Source organism: Actinomycetota bacterium, assembly GCA_009923495.1.
Lineage (GTDB): Bacteria > Actinomycetota > Actinomycetes > S36-B12 > UBA5976 > UBA5976.
This window is the reverse complement of the sequence record RFTJ01000001.1, coordinates 141,215-159,670: the sequence shown is the minus strand read 5'-3', so window position 1 is coordinate 159,670 and position 18,456 is coordinate 141,215. Positions and strand designations below refer to the sequence as shown.

The 18,456-nt window shown below is 48.5% G+C and carries 21 protein-coding genes and 2 tRNA genes; 12 read left to right on the top strand and 11 right to left on the bottom strand.

Annotation, left to right across the window (positions count from 1 at the left end; translation table 11 throughout):
• Positions 1 to 26: 26 nt before the first annotated feature.
• Complete coding sequence (locus EBS36_00780; GenBank protein NBU31694.1) at positions 27 to 422, bottom strand: VOC family protein; 396 nt, start codon at positions 420 to 422, stop codon at positions 27 to 29.
• A 178-nt stretch (positions 423 to 600) separates the two neighbouring features.
• On the opposite strand from EBS36_00780, the gene EBS36_00775 reads away from it, so the two are divergent.
• The 3 genes from EBS36_00775 to EBS36_00765 are packed head-to-tail and all read left to right on the top strand — an operon-like array spanning position 601 to position 1,733.
• Complete coding sequence (locus EBS36_00775) at positions 601 to 891, top strand: DUF3039 domain-containing protein (GenBank protein NBU31693.1); 291 nt, start codon at positions 601 to 603, stop codon at positions 889 to 891.
• Positions 892 to 934: 43 nt separating this feature from the next.
• Positions 935 to 1,219: an ATP-dependent Clp protease adapter ClpS gene (clpS, locus tag EBS36_00770; protein NBU31692.1), complete on the top strand. Its 285-nt coding sequence runs from the start codon at positions 935 to 937 to the stop codon at positions 1,217 to 1,219.
• Complete coding sequence (locus EBS36_00765; GenBank protein NBU31691.1) at positions 1,179 to 1,733, top strand: DUF2017 domain-containing protein; 555 nt, start codon at positions 1,179 to 1,181, stop codon at positions 1,731 to 1,733. The genes clpS and EBS36_00765 overlap by 41 nt, the downstream gene beginning before the upstream one ends.
• A gap of 45 nt (positions 1,734 to 1,778) precedes the next feature.
• Here EBS36_00765 and EBS36_00760 read toward each other — a convergent pair whose 3' ends face one another.
• The gene (locus tag EBS36_00760) at positions 1,779 to 2,558 is read right to left on the bottom strand and encodes a xanthorhodopsin (GenBank protein NBU31690.1); all 780 of its coding nucleotides are present in this window, start codon (positions 2,556 to 2,558) and stop codon (positions 1,779 to 1,781) included.
• Positions 2,559 to 2,700: 142 nt separating this feature from the next.
• Here EBS36_00760 and EBS36_00755 point away from each other — a divergent pair, with 142 nt between their 5' ends.
• Entirely contained in the window at positions 2,701 to 3,120 is a 420-nt protein-coding gene (locus tag EBS36_00755) for a M67 family peptidase (protein NBU31689.1), read from the top strand.
• Here EBS36_00755 and EBS36_00750 read toward each other — a convergent pair.
• A complete protein-coding gene (locus EBS36_00750; GenBank protein ID NBU31688.1) occupies positions 3,117 to 4,064 on the bottom strand; it encodes a cysteine synthase in 948 nt (315 codons plus the stop codon). The genes EBS36_00755 and EBS36_00750 overlap by 4 nt on opposite strands.
• 2 nt (positions 4,065 to 4,066) lie before the next feature.
• Positions 4,067 to 4,339: a MoaD/ThiS family protein gene (locus tag EBS36_00745; protein ID NBU31687.1), complete on the bottom strand. Its 273-nt coding sequence runs from the start codon at positions 4,337 to 4,339 to the stop codon at positions 4,067 to 4,069.
• A gap of 153 nt (positions 4,340 to 4,492) precedes the next feature.
• Here EBS36_00745 and EBS36_00740 point away from each other — a divergent pair, with 153 nt between their 5' ends.
• The 4 genes from EBS36_00740 to EBS36_00725 all read left to right on the top strand — a co-directional run bounded on the left by EBS36_00740 (position 4,493) and on the right by EBS36_00725 (position 8,271).
• Positions 4,493 to 5,278 (top strand): glutamate racemase, encoded by a 786-nt coding sequence (locus EBS36_00740; protein ID NBU31686.1) that lies wholly within the window; start codon positions 4,493 to 4,495, stop codon positions 5,276 to 5,278.
• Between the two features lie 26 nt (positions 5,279 to 5,304).
• Complete coding sequence (locus EBS36_00735) at positions 5,305 to 6,039, top strand: ribonuclease PH (protein ID NBU31685.1); 735 nt, start codon at positions 5,305 to 5,307, stop codon at positions 6,037 to 6,039.
• A 1-nt stretch (position 6,040) separates the two neighbouring features.
• Entirely contained in the window at positions 6,041 to 6,646 is a 606-nt protein-coding gene (rdgB, locus tag EBS36_00730) for an RdgB/HAM1 family non-canonical purine NTP pyrophosphatase (GenBank protein ID NBU31684.1), read from the top strand.
• 98 nt (positions 6,647 to 6,744) lie between these two features.
• The gene (locus EBS36_00725) at positions 6,745 to 8,271 is read left to right on the top strand and encodes a calcium-binding protein (protein NBU31683.1); all 1,527 of its coding nucleotides are present in this window, start codon (positions 6,745 to 6,747) and stop codon (positions 8,269 to 8,271) included.
• 15 nt (positions 8,272 to 8,286) lie between these two features.
• Here EBS36_00725 and EBS36_00720 read toward each other — a convergent pair.
• The 3 genes from EBS36_00720 to EBS36_00710 all read right to left on the bottom strand — a co-directional run bounded on the left by EBS36_00720 (position 8,287) and on the right by EBS36_00710 (position 10,871).
• Positions 8,287 to 8,371, bottom strand: a tRNA-Leu gene (locus EBS36_00720).
• A gap of 26 nt (positions 8,372 to 8,397) precedes the next feature.
• Positions 8,398 to 9,501, bottom strand: coding sequence for an MFS transporter (locus EBS36_00715; protein NBU31682.1), 1,104 nt, complete (start codon positions 9,499 to 9,501; stop codon positions 8,398 to 8,400).
• Positions 9,502 to 9,674: 173 nt separating this feature from the next.
• Positions 9,675 to 10,871, bottom strand: coding sequence for a HoxN/HupN/NixA family nickel/cobalt transporter (locus EBS36_00710; protein ID NBU31681.1), 1,197 nt, complete (start codon positions 10,869 to 10,871; stop codon positions 9,675 to 9,677).
• 20 nt (positions 10,872 to 10,891) lie between these two features.
• On the opposite strand from EBS36_00710, the gene EBS36_00705 reads away from it, so the two are divergent.
• The gene (locus EBS36_00705) at positions 10,892 to 11,230 is read left to right on the top strand and encodes a DUF3618 domain-containing protein (protein NBU31680.1); all 339 of its coding nucleotides are present in this window, start codon (positions 10,892 to 10,894) and stop codon (positions 11,228 to 11,230) included.
• On the opposite strand, the gene EBS36_00700 is transcribed toward EBS36_00705, so the two are convergent.
• Positions 11,227 to 11,841 (bottom strand): thymidine kinase, encoded by a 615-nt coding sequence (locus EBS36_00700; protein ID NBU31679.1) that lies wholly within the window; start codon positions 11,839 to 11,841, stop codon positions 11,227 to 11,229. The two genes, EBS36_00705 and EBS36_00700, sit on opposite strands and share 4 nt — an antisense overlap.
• 64 nt (positions 11,842 to 11,905) lie before the next feature.
• Between EBS36_00700 and EBS36_00695 the strand changes: the two genes are divergently transcribed.
• Positions 11,906 to 12,835 (top strand): hypothetical protein, encoded by a 930-nt coding sequence (locus tag EBS36_00695; GenBank protein ID NBU31678.1) that lies wholly within the window; start codon positions 11,906 to 11,908, stop codon positions 12,833 to 12,835.
• Here EBS36_00695 and EBS36_00690 read toward each other — a convergent pair whose 3' ends face one another.
• Positions 12,836 to 13,687 (bottom strand): DUF1524 domain-containing protein, encoded by an 852-nt coding sequence (locus tag EBS36_00690; protein ID NBU31677.1) that lies wholly within the window; start codon positions 13,685 to 13,687, stop codon positions 12,836 to 12,838. It lies immediately after the preceding gene.
• 114 nt (positions 13,688 to 13,801) lie between these two features.
• On the opposite strand from EBS36_00690, the gene EBS36_00685 reads away from it, so the two are divergent.
• Positions 13,802 to 14,974 (top strand): DNA recombination protein RmuC, encoded by a 1,173-nt coding sequence (locus EBS36_00685; GenBank protein ID NBU31676.1) that lies wholly within the window; start codon positions 13,802 to 13,804, stop codon positions 14,972 to 14,974.
• Positions 14,975 to 15,002: 28 nt separating this feature from the next.
• Here the strand turns inward: EBS36_00685 and EBS36_00680 are convergent.
• Positions 15,003 to 15,075 (bottom strand) — tRNA-Lys (locus EBS36_00680).
• Positions 15,076 to 15,159: 84 nt separating this feature from the next.
• Here EBS36_00680 and EBS36_00675 point away from each other — a divergent pair.
• A complete protein-coding gene (locus tag EBS36_00675; GenBank protein ID NBU31675.1) occupies positions 15,160 to 17,871 on the top strand; it encodes a phosphoenolpyruvate carboxylase in 2,712 nt (903 codons plus the stop codon).
• Here the strand turns inward: EBS36_00675 and EBS36_00670 are convergent, their stop codons facing one another.
• Positions 17,872 to 18,423, bottom strand: coding sequence for a flavodoxin family protein (locus tag EBS36_00670; protein NBU31674.1), 552 nt, complete (start codon positions 18,421 to 18,423; stop codon positions 17,872 to 17,874).
• Positions 18,424 to 18,456: the final 33 nt, after the last annotated feature.

Sequence of the window (18,456 nt, the reverse complement as noted above, 5' to 3'; positions counted from 1 at the left end):
ACTCCTAATTGTTCGAGAAAATTACCCTAATTCGCGCCATCATCTACATAAAAGCAGAAATGATGTCCCTCTGGGTCCACCATCACGCGCACATCTGTTTGAGGCTGGTGCTGGGCTAAAGTTGCACCTAATTCAATGGCAGATGCAACAGCATATTCCAAGTCTGTTACTTCAAGATCTAGATGATTCAGCATCTGTTGTGCGCCTGGTTGCGCCGGCCACACAGGCCTGGCAATCGGTTGTTCTTCTTGCCGCTGAAAGCCTAGGTAGATATTTTTGGCTGACGTTACCACGGTCACCCAATTTGGAGTATCTGTGTGAATGTCCCAGCCAAGTAACTGAGAATAGAACTGAGCATGCGCTTGCGGATCGCTGGAATTGAAAACAGTTCCCCAGAACGCGTCTGTTTTGCGCCAGTTCATGCGTGACCTTTCGCTGCCAATTGCATTGACTCTGAATTGCACCTAGCCATACCTAAGTTCAATTGAAAGCTCCTTAAAAACTTGTTTTGTGGAACTTAGAATGTTCCGCAAAACAAAATCTACTCTTAGATTCACCTAAATTTGCGTTTCTATGATCTTGTACCAATCAAGATTTCACATGTGGAATCTGATAGTGGTCTTTACATGGTTTAATAAATATGTGACCGAATACATTGGCGATACCAATACTCTGACCGAAGAGCGTACTGACCTTCGTACGGATAGTGGCGATCACGAACGGTTTGCCCACTATGTTCGCAAGGAGAAGATTGTCGAGAGCGCAGTAACCGGAGCACCTGTTGTGGCACTGTGTGGCAAAGTCTGGACGCCGACCCGAGACCCTAAGAAGTTCCCAGTCTGCCCAGATTGCAAAGAAATTTACGAGACACTTCCTTCCAACAGTCTGTGAGATTGTAGGGCCGAAGTGTCAAGGTAAGTGCCACAATAGACCTGTGAGCGTAGCCCCCGTTGAAGTCACTGATTCGCAAACCAAAATAGCTAATCCCTGGATCACTGTGGTTTGGAATGACCCAATCAATTTGATGAGTTATGTTACCTATGTTTTTCAAACCTACTTTGGTTATTCGAAAGCCAGAGCCGAACAACTCATGCTGCAAGTACACAATGCCGGCCGGGCGGTAGTCAGCGCTGGTAGCCGAGAGGAAATGGAACGCGACGTGACTGCCATGCACTCGTATGGACTATGGGCAACGATGGCAAAGGATGGCGATGTTTAGTCGCTCAGGCAACCAGGTCTTGCTGGAACTAGAAGAAATTGAAGTTGAGTTACTCAATAGCCTCATTGGTCAATTATTGGAGCTTCTCCACGACCCAGAGGAGAGCGAACACATTGATCCACTGGCCCAACTAGTCGGACTAAATGGGCCCACGGTGATTTCTGAAGATCCGGTGCTGGCCAGACTTTTTCCAGATGCCTATCCAGACGATGAGAATAATTCGGCAGACTTTAGACGGTTCACTCAGCCGGACCTGCAACGTCAGAAACAACAAAATGCTCACCTGGTGCGCGATAGTCTCAAGGGCTTCCCCGGCGAGCACCAGGTAACAGATGAACTATTATCGCCATGGCTGTTAACAATCAATGATTTACGGCTTGCGCTAGGCACCAGAATTGGGTTGCAGAATGAAACCGAAGTGCAACTCAATGACGATACGCTAACCCCTATTTTCGGTATCTACGACTGGCTTAGCGGTTTACAAAGTTCGTTAGTTGAAGTTTTAGTCGAATAAAAAAATAGCCCTCGAGTTTCCTCGAGGGCTATTTTTGTTAAGGGTTTAGTGCATGCCTTCTGCTGAAGCGTATGCAGCATCATCTGCAGCGCTCTTCAGGCGAGCAATCTTGTAAATGGTTAGACCAAACAGACACTTAGCCAACACGTCAGCTACGGTGTAGCCAACCTGACGACCTACGAATGCGCTAGCGCCACCTGCTGAGTCTCCCATGATCACTGGAAGCAAGAAAGAAATTGGGTAAACGCCCCAAGTTGCGATCAAAAGAAGGCGTAGACGCTTTACAGTGTCGGCGACCTCTGATGGCTGTGATTCTAGTGACTTGGTTAGTTCTACGAACAAGATGTAGAGAATGTAGAGGAATGGGAGTGTTGAAAGTGCACCCCACATCATCTTTGGACCGTTATCCGTAGCGATTTCACCTGGGTAACCCAAGATAATCATGAATGCTGATGCTGGAACCAAGCGGCTAATCAACGACTTGCGCTCGCCCTTTGGCAAGTTAAGTACTGCAATGGTTTCCATCAATAGCAGTGGAACAGTTAGCAACCAGTCAACGTAGCGGTATGCCTCGTTGAATTCGATTGTCTTATCAGCGTGCGCAGCTACGAATGAATCAAAGATTCGCCAGTAGTGATATAGCGCAATCAAAGTTACGGTTCCCGAGATTACGATTGCCTGACGGTACTTAGGAAGTACCCGAGCCTGGCTGATGTATAAGTAGATTGTCGTGGCTAGCATGCTTGCAAAGCCGAATGACAATACGTTGTAGACAGCGTTGAAATGGCCAGCGTCTAGCGTGCTGACATCAAACAGTCCGTTCATATGTCGCTACTCCTTTGTAGTGGTTGTGTGGGGGTTGAACCACACATGACCAACAATTGTCCAACTTGGTACGACGCGCAACACGACACACAGTAAAATCAATAAAAGAAATTTGAAAATGCTTAAAAATAAGGACTTTTTAATGTTGCAGATTAGTCAAAACTTGGTTGATTTAATCGTGTCGCATGCCCGAAAAGACCACCCAGATGAAGCGTGTGGGGTAATTGCTGGCCCAGCAGGCAGCGATTATCCGCAGCGATTCATCCCGATGATAAATGCAGCAAGGTCGCCAACTTTCTATGAATTCGATTCAGCAGACCTGCTGCGCCTGTACCGAGAACTTGATGCCAACAATGAAGATCCTGTTGTCATTTACCATTCCCATACGGCTACTGAGGCTTACCCATCTCGGACCGACATCAGCTATGCCTCGGAGCCATTTGCACATTATGTTTTGGTCTCAACCAGAGAAACTGGCCCTGAAGCCGGACCTTATGAATTTCGGTCGTTCCGGATAGTCGATGGCGAAGTCGTGGAAGAGGAAGTCGTTATTTCTGACTAAGCCCAGAGCTGGCCTTCGAGCGCATCCTCGGCTTCCTCTAGGGTGCCCTCGTAGGCTCCAGTTGATAGATATTTCCAGCCACCATCGCAGACGATGAACGCAATGTCTGCCCTAACTCCTGCTTTTACCGCTTTGTCCGCCATACCCATAGCCGCATGCAAAATTGCTCCCGTAGAAATGCCAGCAAAGATTCCTTCCTTTTCTAAAAGCAATCGAGTGCGGGCAACCGCTTCGCGAGGGCCAACCGAATACCTCGTAGTCAGAACTGATTCGTCATAAAGTTCGGGAACAAAGCCTTCGTCTAGGTTGCGCAGTCCATAAACCAATTCGCCGTATCGAGGTTCAGCAGCGACAATCTGCACATCAGGAATCTTTTCTCGCAAGTAGCGCCCAGTTCCCATTAGCGTTCCCGTTGTTCCAAGGCCAGCAACAAAATGCGTGATGCTGGGCAAGTCAGCGTAGATCTCTGGACCAGTTCCTCGGTAATGTGCATCCGCATTCGCTTCATTGCCATATTGATAAAGCATGATCCAAGTTGGATTTTCTTGCGCCAACTTTTTCGCAACGCGTACCGCTTCATTTGAGCCACCTGCAGCCGGGGAGTAGGTGACTTTTGCGCCCCACATATGTAGAAGTTGGGTTCGCTCAGGTGAGGTGTTCTCAGGCATTACGCAGATTAGGTTGTAGCCCTTTAGCTTGGCTGCCATCGCAAGTGAGATTCCGGTATTACCACTAGTGGGCTCGAGAATCGTGCAACCTGGCGTTAGAAGTCCATCGCGCTCTGCAGCTTCGATCATGGCTAACGCAGCTCGATCTTTAATAGACCCAGTGGGATTGCGATCTTCAAGTTTTGCCCAAAGTCGCACATCGGCCGATGGCGATAAATTTGGCAGTCCTACGAGTGGCGTATTACCTACCGACTCAAGTAATGAGTTGAAGCGCATGGTTAACCACCTGCAACAGCAGGCAGAATTGTAATGATGTCACCAGCAGCAACTGGCGCAGTCAGACTTCCAAGAAAGCGCACATCTTCATCGTTTACGTAAATGTTGATAAAACGGCGCAGTTGACCGTTCTCAATCAGTCGGCCACTAATCCCTGCGAACTGACTTTCTAGATCGGCAATAACTGCTTCTAGGTTTTCGCCACTTGCCTGAACGAGTCGGGCATTGTTGGTGTAGGTGCGCAGAATGGTTGGAATGCTGACATCTACAGACATATTTTCTCGCTTTAATTGCTCGGGGACATCTCTAGCCTAAACGAATTAGTCCCGCTTCTCATAACCGAGATTGAGTCAGAAACATTTCAATTCGAACTATTGCAAAGGGTTTGCAGTTCTGCTCAGTTACTTGATGAATTAGGCTTATGGATTATGGATAACAGACCGATTGGAGTTATGGACTCTGGAGTTGGTGGGTTAACCGTGGTGCGCGCAATTCTTGATCAGTTGCCAAACGAGCCAGTTTTGTACATCGGAGACACAGCGCATAGCCCATACGGTCCACGCTCAATCGCTGAAGTCCGCGAGCTAGCACTCGATGTGCTCGACACCCTGGTTGAGCGCGATGTGAAAGCCTTAGTGATTGCTTGCAACTCAGCAAGCGCAGCCATGCTTCGCGATGCCCGAGAGCGATACTCAATTCCCGTGATTGAAGTAATCCAACCAGCAGCGCGCCGAGCAGTCGGGTCAACCCGCAATGGAAAGATAGGCGTAATTGCCACGGCCTCGACTGTGGCTAGTGGGGCTTACCGTGATGCCTTTGCTGCCGCTCCGCAAATTGAATTAACCCAGCAAGCATGTCCTCGATTTGTCGAGTTTGTTGAAGCTGGAGTTACCAGTGGCGCGGAACTGATAGCTGTTGCGCACGAATACCTTGACCCAGTCTTGGCTCAGGGCGTCGACACAGTGGTGCTCGGCTGCACCCACTATCCACTGTTAACTGGAGTCATCTCCATGACGGTTGGCGACACAGTGACTTTGGTATCTAGTGCCGAGGAGACGGCGAAAGATGTTTACCGTACTTTGGTTGAAGGCGACTTAATGCGAGATCCTTCCCTTCCAGCACCACAGCACGAATTCCTGGCAACAGGAGATGCGTTCACCAGTCTTGCTCGACGCTTTCTTGGACCAGAAGTTTCCGAGGTCATCCCGCTCTAGTACCCCAGTGCAATAGAGTCGGGGTTATGACTAGTCGTTCCGATGGCCGCTCACTTAATCAACTACGCGAAGTTAAGTTCACGCGCAATTGGCTTGATCACGCCGAAGGCAGCGTATTAGTTGAATTTGGTGCAACGCGAGTTCTTTGTGCTGTTTCCTTCACTGCCGGAGTTCCGCGGTGGAAAGTTGGTAGTAACGAGGGTTGGCTAACTGCTGAATATTCGATGTTGCCCCGTGCTACTCATACCCGAAACGATCGCGAGAGCGTCAAAGGCAAGCTAGGTGGGCGCACACATGAAATTTCTAGATTGATTGGCCGAAGCCTGCGTTCAGTTTTGGACATGACTTCACTTGGCGAAAACACCATCATGATCGACTGCGATGTCCTGCAAGCCGATGGCGGAACTCGCACGGCTGCAATCACAGGTGCGTACGTTGCGGTTGCAGATGCTATCGAGTGGGCCCGTATCTCTGGGCTAGTTGCGCCATCTGCGGTTGTTTTGCGCGACTCGGTTGCGGCTGTCTCGGTCGGCATAGTTGATGGCAAGCCGTGTCTAGATTTACATTACGACGATGATGTTCGTGCTGAAACAGACATGAATGTCGTGATGACGGGATCAGGTAAATTTGTCGAAGTTCAGGGCACTGCAGAACGCGATCCATTTGACCGGGACCTGCTTAATCAACTTTTGGATTTGGCAACAAGCGGCTGTGCAGAATTGACTGACTTGCAACGCGTAGCACTTGCCTCTGGGCGGTGAAGTGACAACACAGATAGTTTTAGCAACTCGTAATCTTCACAAAGCCGATGAACTTGGCCGAATATTGGCAACATTAAATCTAGACATAGAAGTTCTAACGGTTGCGAATTTCCCAGCCGCCCCTGAGGTAGAAGAAACCGAAGTTACTTTTGTGGGCAATGCCTTGCTAAAGGCTAGAGCATTAGTAGCGCATACCGGTCTGCCTGCCATCGCAGACGATTCAGGGCTTTGTGTAGACGCGCTTGCCGGAGCACCTGGGGTACTGTCCGCTCGCTGGTCTGGAGCAAGTGAAAACATTGATCAGGCAAATATGGATTTAGTGCTCAAACAACTGGTTCACACCCCAGACGAGCAGCGTGGCGCGCAGTTTGTTTGTGCCGCAGTCCTAGTCCTTCCAGATGGAACGGAAGTTGTGCGAAGTGGGTTAGTAAATGGCGACATTTTGCGCACACCTCGTGGCACTCAGGGCTTCGGCTATGACCCGATTTTTCAGCCCACAGGATTTACCCAGACAACTGCTGAACTCTCGCCAGAGGAAAAGGATGCAATAAGTCACCGTGGCCAAGCTCTGAGGCAGCTTGCCCAAGCAATAAAAGAGTTGATTTAACTCTATTTCTGAGTATTTTCTGACTTAACCGAATCTTTACGCTGTAGCGTTTGCGTGCCAGTGTTCGGTGGGGAACACTGAAGTAACGACCTTTGAAGATGTGCGAAAAAGGAATATCCATGTTGGCCTTCAATAACCAGATTAAATCAGTGAGTTTGATTGCAATTCTCAGTTTCAGTTTCACTGTGCTGCCAACCGGCGCGCGTGCTGCATCGACGACCTGCAACGGCCAAACAGCTACTATCACTTCTTCGGCACGAGTGATTACTGGCACATCCGGCCCAGATGTAATTGTTGTGCAAGGCTCTGGAGCACACACCGTAAGTGCTGGATCGGGTAACGATGTGATTTGTGGGGCTGTGGGAGACGACACAATCAACAGTGGCTCGGGCAACGATACAGTTCTGGCCGGGGATGGAAATGATGTAATCTCCACCCTTGATGGCAACGACACCGTCAATAGTGGTCCGGGTAACGACACCGTCAATACCGGGATAGGTAACGACACGGTTAATGCTGGAGATGGCAATGACGCCGTCGCAACTTCGGATGGAGAAGATTCAGTCACAGCTGGTTCGGGCAACGACACCGTTAATACCGGAACCGGCGATGACTCAATTGCTGCGGGACTTGGCAATGATTCAATCTCTTCTGGAAAAGGCAATGACACTGTCAACGGAGATGCCGGATTAGACATCATCTTCGGTGAAAGTGGCTCGGACACACTCGCGGGTGGCGCGGGTAACGATAGTTTGACGGGTGGCGACGACGGTGACCGAATAACTGGCGATACTGGAACAGATTCACTTTCAGGTGGAGCAGGTAACGACATGCTGCAAGGTGGAGCAGATCGAGATCAAATAAATCCAGGACCTGGAACGAACTACTGCGCTTCTGACAACTCCGACTCGATAGTCGGTGCCTGCACAATCGATACCGCTAGTCCGGGCATCTCCAACGCCAGCGTTACTCCGAGCGTGACCGCAGGATCTGCGCTGACTTTCATTTGGACGGTCAATGATAATTCAGCTGTTGAAAGTAGTTGGGTTACAATCGGCGGACCAAGCGGATGGGTTACGACTTGGTGCGGTTTTGGCCTAAAAGGAACTCGTATTTCGGGAAACATGCAAGGCTCAGTATTTTCGGCAACCTGCCAAGTCCCAGCCGATGCGGTCAATACCGAATACACGGCCTTCTTTGATGCAACTGATGTCTTTGGGCAAATGGCTCAGTCGTCAACAGCGAATTTTAGAATCATCGGCGGTGCTACAGATTCGAGTGCCCCCGTTGTCACAAATATCGCGTTATCTGCGCCAACAATTACCTATGGTCAAACATTGGACATCACCTATGATGTCCAGGATGAGACAGGCATGCAAGGAGTAATCGCTTGGGTTGCATTTAACGGATATAGCTTTGCCAACAATCAAGGGCGTGCTTACATTGATTATGGAACTTATGCATTCTCCCGAACTAGCGGTGATGAAAAGCAGGGAAGCTACAGTCAGACCATCTCGCTGAACAGTTTTGCTCCAGCAGGCGAATACACAATTTGGATTTCAGCAATTGACAAACTTGGCAACAAAGTTTTCTATCAAACCACCACGAAATTTAATGTGAGTTAGAAATTTAATAAGTAATGGTGCGGGAGAGGGGAGTCGAACCCCTACACCCGAAGGCGCTAGATCCTAAGTCTAGTGCGTCTGCCAATTCCGCCACTCCCGCACGTGACTCCTATTCTGTCAGACTTCTCAGTGTTCTTCTAACGGGCGGGTGCTATGAAGGAGTAGAAGCACAATTGCGCTTACTCCAGCAAGAACTCCAGCTATGGTCATAGGTAAGGATCCATTTCCTGAGCCTTTAGTCCACAACAATCCAGACCAGATGCCAGCAAGCAGTATCGCCCCGCCAGATAGCGACTGAAAAACTCCTTGGGCACGGCCGTGCATATTTTTTGGCACAGTATGCGAAACAATTGCCTTTCCAATACCGTCAGTCAATGCTGGGAAAAAACCATACAGCGCCACCGCTACGTACATAAGAACCGAAGGTTCAGTTAGCCGGCCCAGCGTTATGTAGGTTGTGGCGAAAGCAATCAGGCCGATTGCATACACGGTGTATGCGGATAATTTGTCTGCGATTATTCCTGCTGGATAGGCAGCCAGGGTGTAAACCAAGTTAAAGCCAATGTAAGCCAAAACGACATTAGTCATTGAGGTACCTAGTTGCGATAACCGAAGCAGCAACATAGTGTCTGGCAAATTCGTCAGCGCAAAAATCACAAATGGCAGTGCTGCATTCCAAAAACCACTTGGTAACCTCTCTAATACTTCAGAAGTATTTCCCTGAGGCTTGCTGACTTTAACCCTTACATCCTGAATAAATAACGAGATAACAACCGAGAGCACAGCCGGAATGACCGCCCACCACATCACTGCCCGCACATCGTTATTGAGAGCTGATAGACCGATTAAGGCCAAGACAGGACCGAGCACCGCACCAAAGGTATCGGCGCTTCGATGAAAGCCAAAAGCTCGAGCATAGTGGCTTGGCTCAACCGATTTAGTGATTAAAGCATCTCTAGGTGCTGACCTAATACCTTTTCCAATTCGGTCGACAACGCGCCCGAATAAGACCATTGGCCAAAATATCGCGCCAGCAACAAAAAGTTTTCCCAGCCCAGCGAATGCGTAGCCAGTGGTAATCAAGGTCTTACTGCCGATTCGATCCGAGGCCTTGCCAGCAAAGTATTTTGAAACGCCTGCCGTTACCTCGGCCGCTCCTTCGACAATCCCAAGCACTATCGCCGGCGCTGCCAAAACTCCGGTCAGAAAAAGTGGCATGAGCGGGTACATTAACTCGCTAGCTGCATCTTGGGTAAATGAAACCAGACTCAAAACTATTAAGTTTCGAGTAATCCACTTAGGTTTACTGGCTGCGGCCTCCACATCGTAAAGCCTACGCAAGCTTGTGAACGACTTCTGTTAATAAATGAACTAAGGAAGGGCAAACACTGCTTAGTTGAGTTTCAGTCAATCTTGAATGGGTCTTTAATTGGCCCAAGTTCAATACCTGCAGCTACGTGATCTGACTGCTCGCCACGAGTTAACTGTGCTAGGTGCGCCTTTTTATGCCAGCGCTCTTCAATCTTGCCAAAGCGCCAAATGGCAATCGCAAACAGCCAAACAATGGCAAAGGCTGCAACTATGAAATACCCGGCCTGGTTCAAATTGAACTGGTTGGCATAGTCCCAAAAACCGCCCGAAAGATTCAATTGACCGGAAATAACTTGCGCCACTTCCATGCCTCCAATGAATACTGCAACACCAACGGAAAGTCCGGTAATGATGATGTTGTAGTAAACCTTGCGAACTGGCTTTGAAAACGCCCAGCCATAGGCGAAGTTCATGAATGAACCATCAATTGTGTCGAGCAGGCTCATTCCGCCGGCAAACAAGAGTGGCAGACTCAGGATTGCCCACCAAGGTAATCCTGCAACGACCGAAGAGCCAGCCAACACAAGTAAGCCAATCTCTGTGGCAGTATCAAAGCCTAAGCCGAACAAAATTCCCAGTGGATACATCTTCCAGCTCTTATCGATTCGACGAGCAATCGGTCCAAAGAAACGCATCAAGAATCCACGAGAATCCAAGTGCTTTTCTAATTCTTCTTCGCTGTATTCTCCACGGCGCATTGCAACAAACACTTTGATGATTGAAACCATAACAACTAGGTTCAGGCCAGCAATAATCATCAAAAAGATTCCACTAACCGTGGTGCCAACCAAGCCCGTGTAGTGATGCAAACTTGAATTGTCATCCTTGAGCTGAGAACCAAGAGACTTGAGGCCAAAGTTGAGCAAAATTGCTAGCGCAGCTACTACTGAAGAGTGACCAAGGGAGAAGAAGAAGCCAACAGCTAACGGACGCTGACCTTCACTCATGAGTTTGCGCGTGGTGTTATCAATGGCTGAAATGTGATCAGCATCAAATGCATGTCGCATTCCCAAGGTGTAGGCCAAAACTGCCGTACCCCAGCCAAACATAGTTCCGTCACTCAAAATGTAATGACCGCGAGTCGCCGCAAACATTAAAGCAATTCCTGACACATGTAAGAAAGTTATGAACCCAAACATCAAGGCCATTCGTCGCCACTCATCACGAGTAAGTCGATCGCGCAGTTTCGCGTTGACTAGTTCGCCAGTCGACGGTGCTGTAATAGCCATAATTTAGTCCTTATTGCGAATTGTTTGCAATTACAAGTTTACGGCGAAAAGATTGGCCCCGCACAATTTTGGCCTTAATTGGCAGTTTCGGTGGGTATTGTGTTGATATGGCCGAAAACCCGTCAGACGAATTAGCTCGCGAATTACAACAAACTCGTGAACGCCTCTCGAAATCTGTTGATGATTTGCAGGAATACGTGCGACCAAGCAATGTGGCCAACCGGGGCCTAGAAAAAGTCTCAAGCTTTTTCGTAACCGAAGATGGTCAGCCAAGAACCGAGCGAATCGCAGCGGTCAGTGCCAGTGTTCTCGCGTTCTTTGGCTTGGCGCTAAAAAGTCGCGGCAAAAAAGACAACTAATTCTCAGGATGATTTATCGTCATACCCGCCATGTGATGGCGGCGACACAAAACTTCATAGCCGATTTCATCAACGGCACTTTCTGAAGTGTCACCAGGAAGAACTTGATCTCCTTCGGTAATCATCCTTCCATTTACGGTTCGCGCATTGTGAGTAGCTTTGCGACCGCACCAACAGAGCGCTTCTACTTGTAGAACTTGAATGCGATCTGCCAATTCAAAAAGTCTGGCCGAGCCAGGGAACAAGTCGGTACGAAAATCACTTGCGATTCCGAAGGCAAAAACATCAATATCTAGGTCATCAACGACATGGGCAAGTTGATTGATGTGTTCCCGAGTGTAGAACTGGGTTTCATCACACACAAGGTAATCCAAGCCGAGCTCACTCTTAAGTTGCTCTAGCGATAAATCAAAAAAGTTTGTCTCGTCGGTGACTTCAATTGCCTGAACCGCAAGGCCAAGTCGGCTTGAGAGAATGCCACTACCAGCTCGATCATTTCGGGTGAATACTAAACCGCTACGACCAGCTGATTTGTGAGTGTGATTTACCTGCGCGGCAAGGGTAGATTTACCACAATCCATCGTGCCGGTAAAGAAAACTAATTCAGCCATGTGCCACCCCTCATAACTTGATGAATTTAGTGTAGAACTTTGTTTCGCTCGTTACCGTCAAAGCATGAATCGTTTTGGCCGCTTTGCCAGGCTGTTTCTGGTCTTGGCGTTTCCAGTGAGTCTGGTGAGTTGTCATGTTGCCATTGACCCGGGACCGAATTCCACTGAATCACCGTCACTATCACCTGCACCAAGTCCAAGTAACTGGCCAAGCAGTACCGCCAGTCCATCAATAAGTCCGACCGCTTCCGGCTCTGAAACTACTTCACCAAGCTCAACGCCTTCAGCATTGCAAAAGGCGGTTGCCCTTTATTACGTGGGTAAAACTGAATTGGGATTTCGCCTTTATCGAGAATTTAGAAACATGCCTGTTGGTCATGATGCTGGTCTTGCTAGCTTGAGATTTTTGGTCAAGAACAAACAACGACCACTCGATGGTGACTATTTTAATCTCTGGGGCAATGGATCCACAATTAATTACATTAACTACACGGGCGAAAAGGCGACTGTAGACATATCTGTCGTTCCACTCAACGCAGGATCTGAAACTGAACTTCGAGCAATCGATCAGCTGGTTTGGACGCTCACGGCAAACCATCCGGCAACCAAATTCGTTAATTTCACTTCAGGTGGAAAAAAGTTTGAGAGTTTTGCTGGTCATGTTGATGCTCGTAAAGCATTTTCTAGGGAACTGCATTACGAAGTGCTAGCTCCTGTATGGGTCGATCAAGTAGCAAAAATTATGAGTAACCCAGTTGTGATGCGTGGAACAGCCTGCACCTTTGAGGCCGGCGTGCACTGGCAGCTATTCCGCGATGGCGAGATGATTCGCGAAGGAAGCACGCTTGCATCCGGTGGCTGTCCGATTCGGGGAGCGTGGACTGTTTCTTTAGGCATACTTCGAAGTGGAGATTACCTTTTTTCAGCTCAAGATATTTCGGCAAAGGATGGCTCAATAACTCAGGAAGATAGTAAGGATTTCTCTATTCGCTAGCTATTCGCAAGCAATGCCATCGCCATCACCATCTCGATACCAGGCATACTCGACATCTTTGCCTCGGTGATACGGTCCGTAGCCGGCAGCTTTGGCCAACTTGCATGAACTGAAGCGCGGATCAGTGTGCGAGCTTGCGCCCGTTGAGCCGCCGCCAGTCGATGATCCGCCAGATTTTGGTATCGATCCAAAGTGTCTAACCGCTAGTGCTGGTTTGACTACTTGATTTCGCACGCCACAAGCTCGCACCTTATTTTGTAGATCTCGCTTCTCAGTGGAATCAATAGTTAGGCCCCATCTATATTTGATTGCAATCCAATCCCCAACGTACTGGCACCAATAAGCGTGATTAGGTGGCATCCAAAGATATGGATCCTGATCACTTTTAGATCTATTTGAGGCTGCTGATACTGCAATCAACGATCGAGAATATCCGAGGTCGTTAGCGTACCGCTCTCTAGTGTCTGCATCCCATCGGTAGGCTCCTGATTGCCAGGCTTCAGACAAAGGAACCATGTGATCTATGTCCAAACTTCTGGCATTAGTAAATGTTTGATTGTCATACGGCGACTTCCAGCGCCCCCCAAATAGTGTGCAACTTGAATTTTCACTAGGTCGCACTTTTGCCTCTGACAGGAGAACTTCTTTTCGAGTGTTACAGCCATCCCGGTCCGCATCAACCCAAAGTTTGAAATATTCTCGCTGGTAGCCAGATTGATATTCTCTGGTTACCTTCAATTTGCTTAATAAGACTGATGCAGATGTTGTGGTGGTGGCCTGAACTGGTTGGCTGAGCAAAAAACTGGTCAGAGCAGCTGCTAGCGACAAACTGACTACGGACTTTGCAGGCATCGGACATCGATCACTTTCACAGATTCGTTTCTAAGTTAAGGGTATCTATCTGCTCAGACTAAAACTGAGCAAATTAGTCTGAGTTTTGTCACTTCTGTCTGCCAACATAGGGACATGACAAATTCATCTGCCTTTATCTATGTATTTATTGCCCTCTTTGTCGGCGTGGGTCTCGGGTTCATTATTGGTCGTGGCCGAAAGGTAACCGAAGGTACGGTCTCTGGGGACGTCACACTCCTGCAAGCACAACTTATTTCGACACAGGCTCAAGTAGAGCAGTTGAATTCTCAACTCAGCGCTGAGCGTAGCAATGCTAATGAAACCATTAAGTTACAGACGGAACTAGCAGCTCTTAAGGATGGAATTGCCGCCATTACCAGATCTGCAGCAGATGCAGATCGGCGCCGGGCTGCGGCTGAAGAAGGATTGCGAACTCAGATCCGTGCCATGAATGAAAGTAGTACCGAACTAGTTGCCCAAACGACAAGCATCGCTCGAGTACTAAATAGTTCTCAAGCTCGCGGAAAGTTTGGCGAAGCCCAGTTAGAAAAATTGCTGGAAAGTGCGGGTTTAATTGAAGGCGAACATTATCAAGTGCAGAGGGCAACTACAGGCGAAGGCAATGGACGCCCCGATGTAACCATCGAGATGCCTGGCGCGAGCGTTCTCTACATTGACTCAAAGTTTCCCTTTGAAAGTTTTTATCAAGCGTACGCTGTTGAAGATGAGACACAGCGAGAAGCATTGCTCAAGGATCATGCCAAAAAACTAAAAGACCACATCAAGACGCTGTCTGATCGTGAATATCAGCAACAAGGAACATCGCCAGACTTTGTAATCTTGTTTGCGCCCATCGAATCTATCCTTGCCGATGCACTTCGAATCGATAGCACTTTGCTTGACTACGCCTTCAAAATGAAAGTAACTATAGCGACACCAACCAACATGATGGCATTGCTTCGCACAGTTGGATATCTTTTCGGTCGCGAAAAAGTTGCGAAAAACGCTACAGAAATTCACGACTTGGCCGAGAAGTTCTTGCAGGACATTACGAAGCTGTACGTGAAAATTAATGAGGTTGGCAAGAACATCGAACGGATAAACAAGTCCTATGAAGATTTGACCAAAGTTGCACAACACACAGCACTGCGCAGTGCCAAGAAGATTCGAGCTTTGGATGTGCAAGGTCCAACTCCGGAGAACCCCATAGAAATAACGCAAGTTGTGCGGGAAATCACAATCACTGAAGCTGAAATTGAAGAATTCGAAATCGTTGACGAAGAATAAAATTCGAAACTTGGCCTGATCCCAAAAGTACACCGCATAGGACTTGAACCTATAACCCGCTGATTAAGAGTCAGCTGCTCTGCCAATTGAGCTAGCGGTGCTCGGTTGCCAGATTATCAGCAAATGTGCTCCGAGTGAAATGCGGGCTTAGCCAGCGGTTACTTTCGTTCGGTAGGCTAAGGACCATGCCTATCAACGCCGCCGGGACGGTAGTTGACGATGCCGCCCTCCGTTCCGACATCCGCCTACTTGGCGAATTGCTCGGCGAGACTATTACTAGACACAAGGGTCAGGAACTGCTTGATTTAGTTGAGCGAGTTCGTAAAGCTTCTCGGGTTGATGCCCACCAAGTCGCTGACCAGCTCTCGGATATTGACTTAGCCACGGCAATTGACCTGGCCCGGGCATTTTCCACCTACTTCAACTTGGCAAATATTGCTGAGCAAGTTCACCGCGGTCGCGCGTTGGCCCAGGATCGTAAGTTAAGTGGCGGAGTACTGGCGCGAACTGCGTCGAACATCTCCTCAGCTGGAATCCCAACGGATGAAGTTGCCGAAATAGTTAGCCGCCTAAATGTTCGTCCGGTTTTCACCGCCCATCCAACAGAAGCGGCCCGTCGTAGTGTCCTAACAAAGTTACGTCGAATTGCTGACTTTTTATATTCGCCCGGACACCCACGTTTGCGTGATCGGTTAGGTGAATTGGTAGACCTGCTTTACCAAACTGACGAACTGCGGTTGCAGCGTCCAGAAGTTTTGGATGAGGCGCGAAATGCACTTTATTATCTAGACGAGATTGCACGTGGTCCACTTGGCCACGTACTTGAGGACTTGGAAGGCGCCTTAGAACAACTTGGCGTAAGTATGCCCGTGACATCAACTCCACTAACTATGGGCTCCTGGATCGGTGGTGACCGTGATGGCAATCCATTCGTTACCGCGCAGGTGACTAGGAGTGTTTTTGAAATGCATCGTTCGCATGCCGTCAGCAACTTAATTCCAGTGCTGGATCGTGTGATTGAAGACTTGTCAATTAGTCGCACAGTGGCAGGTGATGAAGCTCATGTTGAAGAATTTTTGACGCAAATCGTTCCGGATCTGGCTGGCCTAGATTCCCGCTATGTTCGAATGAACGCCGAAGAGCCTTGGCGCCTGTCGCTAATTGCCATTCGACAGAAATTGATGAACACCCAAGCCGCTTTGTCAGATGATGAGGTGCCTGATGAAAGCGTTTATGGCGAGACGGTTGAGTTCATTGCTGATTTATCAGCCGTGCGCCAATCCTTACTTTCGCTTGGCACTGAGGAAGTTGCGCTTCGCGTTCTAGACCGTGCAATCTCAACCGCTAGTGCGATTGGTTTACATTTGGCCGGACTAGATGTTCGAGAGCATTCTGAAAAGTACCAGGAAGCAGTCGCTCAGTTGGTAGAGCCAGATGCGAATTATCGTGAGCTAACTCCGGACCAACAATTAGAATTTCTGCGCAATGAGCTAGCGCAATATCGAGTACTTTCGAATGGCGCTGTGGTTTTGGTTGATGAGGCTAAGACTGCGTTATCTGCATACCGGGAAATTTTTGAAGGCCAGAACCGTTTTGGCCATGAAGTCTGCCAAACCGCAATTGTTTCCATGACACGAGGAGCACACGATTTGTTGGCCGCAGTAATTGTTGGTCGTGAAGCGGGACTTGTTGATCTGGCAAATGAAGTTGTTCGTGTCGATTTTGTTCCACTTCTGGAAACGGTTGCCGAATTAACAGCTGCTGATCAAATCTTAGAAGATCTGCTGAGTACTCCTGCTTACCGCGAATTGGTCCGACTTCGTGGCGATGTGCAAGAAGTTATGCTCGGTTACTCGGATTCGAACAAAGATGCTGGAATCCTGACTTCGCAGTGGCAGATTCATTTGGCCCAGCGAAGACTGCGCGATGTAGCGAACAAGTATGGCGTACGACTTAGACTCTTCCATGGCCGTGGCGGGACAGTTGGCCGTGGCGGTGGTCCAACCTTTGAAGCGATCATGGCCCAGCCTTGGGGTGTACTTGATGGTGAAATCAAACTTACGGAGCAAGGGGAAGTAATTTCCGATAAGTACTTGCTGCCGCCGCTTGCCCGCGAAAACCTAGCCTTGACCTTGGCGGCAGCCCTAGAAGCATCTGTCCTGCATAAATCTTCAAAAGTTCCAGCTGAAAAGTTGGTTAAGTGGGATGAAGTCATGGACCTTGCGTCAGGAACCGCATTGGAAAAATATCGTGCCTTAGTTCAGCATGCTGATCTACCGGCATATTTCGCATCATCTACACCAGTTGGCGAGTTGGCTGATGTGCACATGGGCTCTCGGCCTGCTCGACGCCCAGACACTTCATCTGGAATTTCTGGACTAAGGGCAATTCCTTGGGTATTTGGCTGGACACAGTCTCGACAAATCGTCCCCGGTTGGTTTGGGGTGGGTAGTGGTCTGGCGGCTGCTCGAGAAGCTGGATTTGGCGATGAGTTAAACCAGATGTTAAAGGACTGGAACTTCTTCTCTAACTTCATCTCTAATGTCGAGATGACACTTGCTAAGACAGACATGGAAGTTGCAGCCAGTTACGTCAGGGAATTAGTACCTGCAGATTTGCAGCACCTGTTTGAGGTAATCAAAGCAGAATTTGAGTTAACGAAGCGAGAAGTACTTAAATTGACGGGTGAGAGCACAGCCTTAGAAAACAATGTTTCACTTGCCCGAACACTAGAGATTCGCGATAAGTACCTACTGCCACTGCATTACTTACAGGTAAGTTTCTTGCAGCGGGTCCGCGAAGTGAGGGCTTCAGGTCAAGAGCCTGATGCAGCACTTAGACGTGCATTGAGTGTGACAGTAAATGGCATAGCCACCGGCCTTAGAAACACTGGCTGATTAAGCCGAAATTGCCTCAGGCGTTAATTCCACAATCCGACCCAAGTAATCCTGAGTGGCTTGAGTAAGTTCATCATCCGACAAGGTGCGCGAGCTATGAATAACAAAAGGTTTTTGCCATTTCATTTTTGTCATATTTGCTGTAGCGATAAGCGGAGCTAGGAAGTCTTCCATCGTGAATTTGTTACTTCCCTCAGGTCGATAAGCATCTGCAGGTCCACCTGTACTGATTGCCACCATAACTGGCTTGTCGGCTAGTGCATTACCACCTCTATAGGCCCAACCTGGAGTCAGAATTTCATCCAAATACTTCTTTAGACTTGCCGGCGGTGAGTACCAAAACCAAGGAAACTGGAACACGACTGCATCATGAGCATCAATAATTTCCTGTTCCATCGTTACATCAAAACTACTTAGCCCAGCTGGAATGAGTTGATCAATGTGACGAACAGTTACTAATGGGTTTTCTTCTAGTGATCTGACGAATGCGTCGTTGATTCGAGATTCTTCAAGGCTGGGGTGACTGACAAGGACTAGTACTTTTGAACTCATAACAGTTACAAGTCTGGTACAGAACTATTTATT